Genomic DNA, 11,277 nt, shown 5'->3' on the forward strand with positions numbered 1-11,277 from the left:
TATCGCAATTTGGCCCAGCCCCTAAGGTAACTGATTCAAATATGCGACAAGCATTTTTTGAAAACAAATATTGTAAATCAAATAATTAACGAGTCTTTTTACAATTATTAAGAGACACTAGTGAATCTAAAACGTGCTATATTACAATACAGAACTGCTGTTCTTAATCAGGAGACCATAAATTGGATAATACAGACAATTAACCAGAATCGCATAATCGCTGATAAAGAGAAACTAAAACAGCATAAGCATAACGCAAAGGCTCGGCAATACAGAAGTTCACGCCTAATAAATCAAGGTGTTTGTCCTCAATGCGGAGGACATCTCATTTTGAGGAAAGGCAAGTACGGCACTTTCTATGGATGTTCAAACTTTCCCACATGCAAGTTTACCATAAACTCATAAATAGCAATCCTTGTTTTATATAGTATCAGAACATAAAACTAAACCCTTTCTTTCGTGATACATTGAATCGTTCAATTTCTATAGAAAGTGATTTCTTCAACTGCCTTGCCATAAAGTCCAAAAACGGCTGATTAGTTTCTTCATTCTGACATTGGCGCAGGGAAAGAATATATTCTTCTCTATCTTCTTTAAATATTTTGGTCGGAAAAAGGTGATAGCAAAATTGGATGTAGTTCATCAGTAATCGAGCCGTTCTTCCGTTGCCATCCACCCACGGATGAATAGTTACTAAATTAAGGTGGGCATTAAAGCTCAATTCGTATTGTTCTCGAAGTGTTCCCATTTTTTTTTGCTTCTCTTGAAGAATCGCACAAAGTTCATCCACCTTAGCAGGAACTTTCAAATAGTTCATATAAGAATGTCCACCAACACCAGCCGTAACACCACATAGACGGAACTTTCCTTTAGAAGAATCAAAAGAGCCGCCCAACACACTGTGAACGCTGCCAGTAGTACGCATCAACATTGCATTCAACCTTTTCAGAAAAGCAGGAGTTATAGGTACAAGACTGCCTGATTCAGTTTTGGCAAGTTCATACGCTTGCTTCAAATCTTCATTCATCAGATGATGCACAAGCGGTTTCCCTTTCGCTGTTACTCCCTCGTCAAAGAGAAGCTGCGTATCAAGTTCGGTCAACGTTGAGCCTTCTATGGCTGTGGAATGGGTAATGAGAGAATAAAGGTAGTACTTATCATAGTCCACCGCTTCACTGATACCAAGTTTTTGAAACTTCTGGTACAACAGTTCTATATCTTGCCAAACACCTTGTTCCATTACTTTTATTTAATAGGCTTTATTTCTTTTCAAAGGTAACTTATTTACTACGTTCAACCAAAAGAAATAATGACTTACTGCTATATTTTTTGCACGTGTGGGGAAAATGTGGGGAAAATTCAAGCAAAAGAAAAAGCCAAGTATTGGATTATCAAATACTTAGCTTTCTTTCTTGTACCCAGACCCGGGGTCGAACCGGGATGGATGTTACTCCACTGGTGTTTGAGACCAGCGCGTCTACCGATTCCGCCATCTGGGCATTTTTCTCAAATGCGATGCAAAGGTATTGCTTTATTTTGAAATACGCAAATTTTCGTATCGTTTTTTCAAAAAAATCTATTCATCATTGAGTCAAGGTACAAATCCAGCATTTTCCTGGAGGAAGCTACGTATATCTTTAAAAATTTATATCTTTGTTCAGATTTAAACCATATACTCTATGATTAATCTTTTATTGCGTGGGTGGAACTGGTGTTGCAGATTCAGACACCGCTGTGGATATGGGGTTCACTCCCCTTCCGATTTTTATCTGATTACATTTGTGGCATACGAAAAACTTCCGTTTTATGCATACAAGCCGTTGCATGCCCGTAGAAGAGCCATGGAGTCCTTTCCCCATTATCGCGAAAAGGTTGACAAATTCATCTTCCGGCTGACCAACTATCTCTCTCCACTTTGTATCTGGGAGTTTGGAACTGCAAGTGGACTGACAACCTTATATATGGCTAAAGCCAGACAGGTCCCGGTATACACCTGCGAAGAGGGGATGATGCATCCTTGCGTTACAGCCCTTCTGAGAGAACAAGAAAATATTTCTATCCAAAAAGGAGGGATTGATGCCTTTCTACGGGAAGCTGGCATAAGAAAAGATAATCCGGAGCTCATTCACCTGGGAAACATTAAGCATTATCAGGAAGTTTTTGAAGCCATCTTACCCTACACGAATCAGCATACCTGCCTGATTATAGGTAATCCACATCAAAACAAAGAAAAAAAAGAGTGGTGGAAGAAGGTCATATCCGATCCGCGTGTAGGCGTGACATTTGATTTTTATGACATCGGACTGGTCTTTTTCGACCGGAAACGGGTGAAAGAGCACCGAATTGTCAATTTCCTATAAACCTTCAAACAAGCTAACGTTACATACCATGAAAAAAAGTCTGATTTATACCCGTACCGGCGACAAAGGCACTACTGCTTTGGTAGGAGGCAAACGTGTTCCTAAGACACATGCCCGCCTGGAAGCTTATGGAACTGTCGACGAACTGAACGCTGATCTAGGCATGCTGATCTCTTTAATTCAAGAGGAAGCTGTCAAAACTTATTTATACCGGATCCAGCATTTTCTTTTTGACATTGGAGCTTATCTGGCTACCGAATCCACCCAGCAGCCTGCAGACTACCCCGGCTGTATATCAGAAGAGGTCATCAAAAGCCTGGAAACCCAGATAGATGAACTGGATGCCTCCTTGCCTCCGCTAACGGCATTTATCCTACCGGGCGGAAGCTCTGCTGCCTCTTTCTGTCATATCTGCCGCACGGTTTGCCGCCGTACCGAAAGACGGATATTGAACCTGGAAGAACAACTGGACAGTGAAATTGACATTAATGTCAAGCGTTTTATCAACCGTTTGTCAGACTATTTATTCATTTTATCCAGGAAGTTAAATCAAATAGACAAACAAGAAGAAATTTATTGGAGCAAAAGTTGTAAATGAAAGAATTTATTATACTTTTGTGCCTCAATAATAAAGTCAAACTTTATAAAATTAAAATACTATGTATTGGACATTAGAATTGGCCTCAAAATTGGAAGATGCACCATGGCCAGCAACAAAAGATGAGTTAATTGACTACGCTATGCGCTCAGGTTCTCCATTGGAAGTGATTGAGAATTTACAGGAAATGGAAGATGAAGGTGAAATATATGAAAGCATTGAAGATATTTGGCCTGATTATCCCAGCAAAGAAGATTTCTTCTTCAACGAGGAGGAATATTAATGCGTTTTTAAGCGCGGAATAATCGTTAAATCCCTGTTAATCAGATAGATTAGCGGGGATTTAATTTGTTTGGACAACAGCGTCTGACCGCCTTAAATGGCGTGGTTTATTTGGATAAAATACGTTTTTCGGAGGAAAAATCGGGATTTGTTTGGACAAAATTCATTACCTTTACAGAGGTTTGTGAGTATTGCCGCAAGCTGTATTTCCAATTCAAATATCCTCCATTATGGGAAGACCTAAACGACTATATCCATTGGGACGCTACCGCCTGCATGTCAGGGGTGAGATCGATCCTGCCAAACAGTATCTTGTCCAGCTTGAATACACCTGGAACCGGCAGATGATACGCAAGGGCATGAATATCTTTGTCCGGTTGGGAGACTGGAACGAGAAAGCCAACAAGGGACGCGGAGGTGTGAGGGCGAGTTATGGTCCTGAGGCCAACCGGATCAACAGCCTGCTGCTTGCCCGTGCGGACAAGATCGACGGACTGCTGGCCGAATATCAGGAGAAGCATCCCAATCAGATTACGGCACAGGTGATCGCCGACTTTCTGGCCGACAAACCGCTCACACGGGAGGACAAAGGGAAGGATTTTATCGAGTTTGTTTTGGAAAGGCTCGAATCTGACTATTCCCGGAGCAGGATCGGTCGCAGCCGCTATGAGAACGGCAAGAGCGGCATGAATATCTTCCGTATCTTTCTTCGTGCAACAAAGAACGGTACCTATAAGCCGGACAGTATCTATTTAGGTGAAATATCGGTTGAACTAATTGACGAATACATCAGGTGGCGCCGCGAGATAAAACAGAACAGCGATGCAACGATCAACCATGCTTTGACTCCGATTTTGAAGGCGTGTGCCTATGCTTCAGAAATGAAGATGATAGACCATGCCGTCAATGCGAGGATTCAGGATATGCGTATCGCCTCTAAGATATCTCTTGCGGACGAAGACAATGAGTTTGACGGCAAGTATCTTTCAAAAGAACAGATGTCCGCGTTACTGGAATATTACCATGCCTGCACCGAACCACGCCGCAAGGAGTTTCTGGAGATGTTTTTCTTTGCCTTCCATGCCTGCGGACTCCGTGTGGTAGATGTGATGACCCTGCAATGGAAGCATATCGATTTTGCCCGGAAGGAGTTGCGGAAGATCATGATCAAGACAAACAAACGTCATGTGATTCCCCTTACCGAACCTGCCTTGAATATTCTGCACCGTTGGCAGGAGAAGCGTACCGGATGCCGGTATGTCTTCAACTTAGTAAAGGATGATCTGGATCTCGACGATGCGGAGGCGCTTTACAAGGCCCGCAACAATGCCACGAAATGCATCAATCAGTCGCTGGCCGTTGTCGGTGAACAGATCGGCCTTCCGTTCAGTCTCTCGATGCACGCGGCCCGGCATTCGTTTGCGGTCTTTGCACTAAACAAAGGACTTTCCATGTCGGTTGTCAGTCGTTTGCTCGGTCATGGAAGTACTGATGTCACCGAAAAGGTCTATGCCAAATTCCTGCCCGAAACGCTGTCTGCGGAAGTGGCACGTCTGAAAGAGGATTTTGCTTCTCTGGAAATTGTCAGATGAATGTAGATGGCTATTGGAAACATTCATTAATTTTACACCTAAATTGATTTGAGATGACTATTACGCAGATATTCCTATTGCTGGTGTGTGCATTTGTTCTGGTATTGGTGCTTTCTACCCTATTCAAACGGTACCATAGAATAATCATGTGGTCTGCTGCAATAGTCTTTTTTATAGGGACTTTGCTCCTTATAGGTCTTGGGATAATTGATCCGGTAAAGGACAATCGTCCTGATCCTGTAGTAATAACAGGCATCTTCACCGCCCTTGTCTTATCGGGGTTATTTGCATACGGAGCAGAAAAACTGCGTATCAAACTTAGGGAAAAGAACCAGCAAACCGTTCAACCCATAGATAATCATTCTGAATGTCCGGATTCCCCCAAAGGGGTTGTATTGTCGGGAAGGCTTGATACTTCACTTGCCCGTACAATCTTTGCGAAAGCAATAGAAGCCGGATATATTGAAGAGGTCGGGTCCCATTATAGCTGGAAAGGGACAAAGGCTCTTCTTGCCTATATGTGTGGTCGAATATATTGCGGCGATTATCCTGAATATTCCAAATACGAACAGAAGACTTTTTGGGAGTTCGGCAACGGACTCTTCCCCGATGTCGAACTTAACGCACTATTTGAACAAACCGGTATCGGACAGTCCCGGCAGAACAGGAGGGATATGCCCGTCCCTAACAATGCCGGAGAAATCGACAAGTTTTTTCATAAGTGACAAAAAACTAAGAGTATTATCTTCGTTCTTGGCAAGTCTTAGTTTCTGGCTTGTTATGCATTTTGTTTTGCATCATCTGGCAATCTTCGATTTTTTCAATTTTATTTTTCTCTTTTTTTATTGCTGGTAATCAATAGGTTACTTGTAAAGTTGTGGCAGAATCATAACTTTCCATAACACCTGTCCTAACATTGGATAATTTATTGTAACTTATTAGTCCTCAGCTATTTCATACATTCGTGCCGTGATTCTGGTGCGATGTGCACAATCGTACCATATCGTATAACCAGGCTGAAGGTCTGAGTGTGCATCAGGGCAATCGGCCATAATTGTTTTTAAGTATGGCTAAAGAAACGAATGTAGAGAAGCTATGCGACCGGGAATTGCTTGAAAAGATTCTCAGCGTAGTGGAGAGACAAGAGAAACTGCCGCCTCCGGCTCATGAAGGTGGATATCGTCTTTATGATAATAAGTCTTTGATGGAGATGTTGAACATTAAAGAGAAGTATCTGAAGAAGTTGCGTGACAACGGTTATCTCGGCTACTCGCGTGAAGGTGATAAATACTGGTACACGCAGGAAGACGTTGACCGTTTTCTACGCCGATTCCATTATGAAGCTTTTGCTGTTGGCGATGAACTTCCTAAACAGGAAGGAGGTAGCTATGTTTGATACTCTTCATTTGACCAACATGCTTCGTTTGGAAGTGGAAAGTATTCCGGAAACAGGTCTTCCATTGGATGCCTTTCCGGACAAAATACAGGAGATTATCCTCAACCTTGCCAGATACGAAAATTTTAATGTGGAATATACTGCGTCTATTATTCTGTCCGCCGTTGCTACTGCAATAGGTAATTCTTGTCATATCCGTATAAAGGGAGAGTGGAAGACTTGCCCTTCCCTTTATATGATGTTGGTAGGTCGTCCCGGACTTGGAAAGACTCCTCCCCTCGGTTTTATTTATAAGCCGATAAATGAGTATGATGACCGGCTGCATGAGAAATATAACGAAGAATACGATGAATATGAGAGAGCCATGTCAGCAGGTAAACACGGTACCGACGGGGAAGAGCGGTTGCTCAAAAAGCCTAATTTTATAACTACTGTCATTTATGATTCTACTCCTGAGGCGATGATGAATATTCATCAGCATAATCAGCGCGGAATAACATTGGTAGTTGATGAAATTCTGGCTTTGTTCAATTCCGTCAAAAGGTATAATAGCAAGAACAACCTCATTGAAGATTTGCTGACAGCTTATAGCGGACAGCCGTTAAAGATTATCCGCAAGTCAGAATCACGTCCTGTTCTAATCAAGAATCCATGTATAAATGTCATCGGTTCAGTACAGACAAATATGCTGCAGGAAGTCTTCCGTACAGAATTTCTTGCCAACGGATTGCTTGATCGCTTTCTGTTTGTCTATCCTAAAAACCGGAAGATATCCGGATGGAGACGGGAAGAAAGAAATACACTCCGTCCTGACATCATGAATCAATGGAGAACAATAATCAACAGAGTTCTCAGTATCCCTTGTATTCTTGATGACAAAGGAACAACGGTAAATCCACGGATTCTTACAATGTCTAATGATGCGGAAGAATGCTTTTATGAATGGTATAATGGAATAATTGATGCAGTAAATGCCATTGAGGACGATGCCGATGTTGAAAGCCGCAAGATGAAACTCAACGGGCATGTAGCACGTCTTTCCCTATTGTTCCAGGTAATGAAATGGGCTGCTGATAGTGGCGATATGCAATATGTCGAACAGGACTCCGTGGAATCAGCAATCCGTATGATTGATTATTACGAGGAAACATACCGGAGGATTCAGGAAACCATTGTCGCAAACAGTATTGGTGAAACGAAGGAAGCGTGGCTTTCTCTGTTGGAAGATCGGTTCACTTCCGGGGATGCTGTTATTGCCGGTAGAAAAGTTGATATGTCTCGACGTACCGTCTATTATGCGCTTGACCAATTATGCCGGCTTAAGCACCCTCTTATAGAAAAGCTTCAGCATGGAGTCTATCGCAAACTTATGACAGAAAATACTGATGCACCTTGCACTATTGCACTTTCATCTTGTCAAGATACCGTGCAATCTTCTCAAAGTGCAAAAGTGCAGAGTGCAACAACACTTAAATCAGAGAACCATGGGTGAATACAGATTTCATTTACAGAAATACAAACTCGGAACCAAGACTACTTGTCCGAGTTGTGGTAAAAGCCGATGTTTTGTCAAGTATATTGATGAATTGGGCAGCATTATCTTTCCAAACAATGTCGGTAAGTGTGATCATGAGAACAGTTGTGGCTATCACTATACGCCAAAGGAATATTTCAAAGATAATCCTGATAAATTGGAAATGAATGTGGATAATGGTAAGTCACTGCTTTCAGCCTCTTATAAGTCTGTAGATAAAACATCCGTTTGTATTACCCCTTCGTATATTCCTTCATCTTATGTATTAAGGAGTCAGTCACATTATTCAATAAACCCTTTGTATCAATATTTCTGTCGCGTATTTGGTGAAAGTGAAACAAACAGGTTATTTGACATGTATCGTATAGGAACATCTGCAAAATGGGGAGGTTCAACAGTCTTCTGGCAGATAGATATAAATGGACAAGTAAGAACAGGAAAGGTAATGTGCTATAATGCCGAGACAGGCCATCGGGTTAAAGAGCCTCAGGCTTTTGTCAGCTGGGCACATTCCGAGTTAAAGTTGCAGGATTTCCATTTGAAGCAGTGTTTGTATGGAGAACACCTTCTAAAAAAAACATCGTCTCCAGTAATGCTGGTAGAAAGTGAAAAGACCGCTGTTGTAATGAGCCATTTTATCCCCGATTATATATGGCTGGCAACAGGTGGAAAGAACGGTTGTTTCAACAGTGAAGCTATGCAGGTTCTTAAAGGCAGGGAAGTTACTCTCATCCCTGATTTAGGAGCAACTGAACAATGGAAAGAAAAGTCTGCTTTGTTATCAGGTATATGCAAACGGGTTGTTGTGTCCAATGTCTTGGAATATACATCAGATGAAGAGCAACGCAGCCAAGGATTGGATATTGCAGACTTCTTTTTGTATTCACCATCAAAGAGACAGATACTTCGTCAGATGATACAGCGTAATCCAGCATTGCAGTTGCTCATTGATGAATTTGATCTGGAACTTATTGAATAGTAAAGGAACTTGTTCCATGGATTTATAGAAAGTCCATAACACAATAAGGACTTTTTGCCTACAGGCAATAAAGTCTGGGCATTGTCTGGCATTACAGACTGGTTAAGGAGCAAGCTCCAATAATGAATAAACACATATTGGAAAGACATTTATGAATACAGATATAAAACAGGCCATGCATGTTGAAGCTGCGAAATCATTGAATGCAGCCGAGGCTAATGAAAACGAAAGACGTTGGAATGAAACAAAAATAGATAGGAAAAATGAGGATCCTACTAACCATTATGACAAGACTAGAATGAAGTTGAATTTTGAAATAGGTCCTGATGGAAAAATATATCCGTTGGGATATCATCCGAAGTCTCTTGATGTCAGATTACAGGAAAGACTTTCTGAACTTGGATGGAAGCCATTTAAGCCTGACAGTAAGATTCAGCCGAATTGTTGTGCTCGATTCTTATTTGGCGGTAACCATGATCGTACACTTCAGATGGCTTTCGGCAGCCAGATTGTGAACCTGGAAAAGAATGCCGACAATAGTCATTTACGTAGATGTGAAGAAGTTGAGCTTTGGGCAAAGGACGTTTATGATTGGTGTTCTCGTCGCTATGGTAGGGAGAATATTATCGGATTTCAGGTTCATCTGGATGAAACTTCACCTCATATTCATGCTTTGATTGTGCCAGTGGGTATACGCCCAAAAAGTGGACGCGAATGTGTCATGTGGTCTGCTAAATTTGGGAAAGACAGGTATGAATATGGAAAAATATTAAAGGATATGCATACTTCTTTGTATGAAGAGGTTGGAAGTAAATACGGTCTGGAACGTGGTGATAGTATTGAAGGTCGTAATGTAATGCATTTGAATAAACGTGATTATATCCGAAAGTTGACAAAAGAGGCAAAACAAGCGGAGAAGGCTGTTAAGGGATTGCAGACAATGATGAGAAAGTTGGAGTCGCAGATATCCAGTTCTCAATCACAACTTGAAGAAATTGAGAAGTCTCTGGCTTCCGGCAAAATCGCTCTTCAGGAATATGAAATTCAAAAGACTAGGATACAAAAACAGATTTCCGAATGCCAGTCAAAACTTGAAGACAAGTCATGTAAGCTTCAAGAAAAGGAGCAGGAACTGGAGCAGATGACAAAGAATATAGACCGTGTCGGTAGAGTGGCTCAACCTTTCCGCAATCACAAGATAGATTTTGAGCCGCCACGAATCACTGGTAAACCTCCGATATTCGGTGTTGACAAATGGATTGAGGAACAGAACAGGTCTATCGCCAGCCGATTCGTGAAGATTGTCCGTCAGATTGAAGAACTGTATCGGAAGGATGCCGAACAGCAAATACAGGCGGTGCAGAATAATGCGTTGCTGGACTATCGGGAGCTTAAATGGCTGCAACAGGAGTATGCACGACTGACGGCTCTCAACGATAATCAGACCGAACAGATGCAGACATTTCTTGACCAGCTGGCTGAGCCTTATGTGCGGGAACGAATCTTCTCTATCGCTGATGCTTTGATTGGCGGACAGCCTATCACTGTTTCATCCGGCGGAGGCGGTGGTAACTCCGATTCAGACCTTCGCTGGGACGGAAGAAGGCCGGATGAGGAGGAAGACACATATAAACGACGATGTATAAAAGCCTCATTGATTATGTCAATTAGAAGTAAATATAGTTATCGAAGAAGATAATTTAATCATGGTGTACTGTATCTAATACTTATTGTACACCATGTTTCAAAAATGAACAAAACTTACATTACATACACCCCATTATCCCTACTTATGGCCGAATGGGTGGAAATGGTGTAAGTTAGAAGACCTTGTATGTGAATTAAAGTATGGGACCTCTGAGAAGTCTTCAAGCGTAGGTAAAATAGCAGTTCTACGAATGGGGAATATTACTAATTGGGGTACAATTGATTATTCTGGTTTAGTATACTCTTCAAATGATGAAGATATTAAACAATATTCTCTTAAAAAAAACGATTTACTTTTTAATCGAACAAATAGTAGCGAATGGGTAGGAAAAACAGCAGTCTATAAAGAAGAAAGACCTGCTATATATGCAGGCTATCTTATTCGTGTTAGACCAATATTGATTTCTTCTGACTATCTTAATTATGTAATGAATAGCAGCTATTATCGCAATTGGTGCTATAATGTAAAAACGGATGCAGTTAACCAGTCCAATATCAATGCCCAAAAGCTCTCTCAATTAATGATACCTGTTCCTCCATTAAAAGAACAAGAAAGAATTATTATAGAGATAGATAAATGGATTTCTTTGATTGATACTATAAAAAATAGTAAAGAGAAATTGCAGGTAATTATCAAGCAAGCCAAAAGTAAGATATTAGACCTGGCCATTCATGGTAAATTGGTACCGCAAGATCCGAACGAAGGTAAGTTTCCAATTTTAGGGTGTCCCCTTTTAGACGGGCGCCAGCAGGCACCCGTCTAAAAAAGAGTCCACAAATTTAACGATTATTATTTGCATATTGTCATGGGAAGAAGGTTTTCGTAATC

Annotated in this window: 10 protein-coding genes, 1 tRNA gene and 2 pseudogenes; 11 read left to right on the forward strand and 2 right to left on the reverse strand. The window is 41.3% G+C overall.

From position 1 onward, the window contains the following. Nucleotides 1–123: 123 nt before the first annotated feature. Nucleotides 124–405: pseudogene (locus H3001_RS19725) on the forward strand (topoisomerase DNA-binding C4 zinc finger domain-containing protein); the annotation flags it as partial. A gap of 25 nt (nt 406–430) precedes the next feature. Here the strand turns inward: H3001_RS19725 and H3001_RS17660 are convergent. Beyond that, the gene (locus H3001_RS17660) at nt 431–1,240 is read right to left on the reverse strand and encodes a Fic family protein (RefSeq protein ID WP_181215642.1); all 810 of its coding nucleotides are present in this window, start codon (nt 1,238–1,240) and stop codon (nt 431–433) included. 175 nt (nt 1,241–1,415) lie between these two features. Further along, nucleotides 1,416–1,499 (reverse strand) — tRNA-Leu (locus tag H3001_RS17665). 180 nt (nt 1,500–1,679) lie between these two features. Between H3001_RS17665 and H3001_RS17670 the strand changes: the two genes are divergently transcribed. The 10 genes and pseudogenes from H3001_RS17670 to H3001_RS17715 form a co-directional block, all read left to right on the forward strand. Continuing rightward, nucleotides 1,680–2,360, forward strand: coding sequence for a hypothetical protein (locus H3001_RS17670; RefSeq protein ID WP_181215643.1), 681 nt, complete (start codon nt 1,680–1,682; stop codon nt 2,358–2,360). A 28-nt stretch (nt 2,361–2,388) separates the two neighbouring features. Next, entirely contained in the window at nt 2,389–2,958 is a 570-nt protein-coding gene (locus tag H3001_RS17675; RefSeq protein ID WP_181215644.1) for a cob(I)yrinic acid a,c-diamide adenosyltransferase, read from the forward strand. A gap of 61 nt (nt 2,959–3,019) precedes the next feature. Continuing rightward, the gene (locus H3001_RS17680; RefSeq protein WP_106040888.1) at nt 3,020–3,241 is read left to right on the forward strand and encodes a DUF2795 domain-containing protein; all 222 of its coding nucleotides are present in this window, start codon (nt 3,020–3,022) and stop codon (nt 3,239–3,241) included. A 229-nt stretch (nt 3,242–3,470) separates the two neighbouring features. Then, on the forward strand, nt 3,471–4,832 hold the full coding sequence (locus tag H3001_RS17685) for a tyrosine-type recombinase/integrase (protein WP_181215645.1): 1,362 nt from the start codon (nt 3,471–3,473) through the stop codon (nt 4,830–4,832). Between the two features lie 53 nt (nt 4,833–4,885). After that, nucleotides 4,886–5,557, forward strand: a complete 672-nt coding sequence (locus H3001_RS17690; RefSeq protein ID WP_181215646.1) for a hypothetical protein — start codon at nt 4,886–4,888, stop codon at nt 5,555–5,557. Between the two features lie 341 nt (nt 5,558–5,898). Then, nucleotides 5,899–6,228, forward strand: coding sequence for a helix-turn-helix domain-containing protein (locus H3001_RS17695; protein ID WP_181215647.1), 330 nt, complete (start codon nt 5,899–5,901; stop codon nt 6,226–6,228). After that, on the forward strand, nt 6,221–7,720 hold the full coding sequence (locus H3001_RS17700) for a DUF3987 domain-containing protein (RefSeq protein ID WP_118166017.1): 1,500 nt from the start codon (nt 6,221–6,223) through the stop codon (nt 7,718–7,720). The genes H3001_RS17695 and H3001_RS17700 overlap by 8 nt, the downstream gene beginning before the upstream one ends. Continuing rightward, nucleotides 7,713–8,741: a DUF6371 domain-containing protein gene (locus H3001_RS17705; protein WP_181215648.1), complete on the forward strand. Its 1,029-nt coding sequence runs from the start codon at nt 7,713–7,715 to the stop codon at nt 8,739–8,741. Before H3001_RS17700 ends, H3001_RS17705 begins: the two co-directional genes overlap by 8 nt. A gap of 151 nt (nt 8,742–8,892) precedes the next feature. After that, nucleotides 8,893–10,440: a MobV family relaxase gene (gene mobV, locus H3001_RS17710; protein WP_181215649.1), complete on the forward strand. Its 1,548-nt coding sequence runs from the start codon at nt 8,893–8,895 to the stop codon at nt 10,438–10,440. Between the two features lie 73 nt (nt 10,441–10,513). Next, a pseudogene (locus H3001_RS17715) lies at nt 10,514–11,152 on the forward strand (restriction endonuclease subunit S); the annotation flags it as partial. Nucleotides 11,153–11,277 lie beyond the last annotated feature (125 nt).

Source organism: Phocaeicola faecicola (assembly GCF_013618865.1).
Classification (GTDB): Bacteria; Bacteroidota; Bacteroidia; order Bacteroidales; family Bacteroidaceae; genus Phocaeicola; species Phocaeicola faecicola.

Excerpts from the sequence above, each read along its gene's own strand:
- H3001_RS17660 (WP_181215642.1), bottom strand. The coding sequence starts at position 1,240 with ATGGAACAAGGTGTTTGGCAAGATATAGAACTGTTGTACCAGAAGTTT.
- H3001_RS17670 (WP_181215643.1), top strand. The coding sequence starts at position 1,680 with ATGATTAATCTTTTATTGCGTGGGTGGAACTGGTGTTGCAGATTCAGA.
- H3001_RS17675 (WP_181215644.1), top strand. The coding sequence starts at position 2,389 with ATGAAAAAAAGTCTGATTTATACCCGTACCGGCGACAAAGGCACTACT.
- H3001_RS17680 (WP_106040888.1), top strand. The coding sequence starts at position 3,020 with ATGTATTGGACATTAGAATTGGCCTCAAAATTGGAAGATGCACCATGG.
- H3001_RS17685 (WP_181215645.1), top strand. The coding sequence starts at position 3,471 with ATGGGAAGACCTAAACGACTATATCCATTGGGACGCTACCGCCTGCAT.
- H3001_RS17690 (WP_181215646.1), top strand. The coding sequence starts at position 4,886 with ATGACTATTACGCAGATATTCCTATTGCTGGTGTGTGCATTTGTTCTG.
- H3001_RS17695 (WP_181215647.1), top strand. The coding sequence starts at position 5,899 with ATGGCTAAAGAAACGAATGTAGAGAAGCTATGCGACCGGGAATTGCTT.
- H3001_RS17700 (WP_118166017.1), top strand. The coding sequence starts at position 6,221 with ATGTTTGATACTCTTCATTTGACCAACATGCTTCGTTTGGAAGTGGAA.
- H3001_RS17705 (WP_181215648.1), top strand. The coding sequence starts at position 7,713 with ATGGGTGAATACAGATTTCATTTACAGAAATACAAACTCGGAACCAAG.
- mobV (WP_181215649.1), top strand. The coding sequence starts at position 8,893 with ATGAATACAGATATAAAACAGGCCATGCATGTTGAAGCTGCGAAATCA.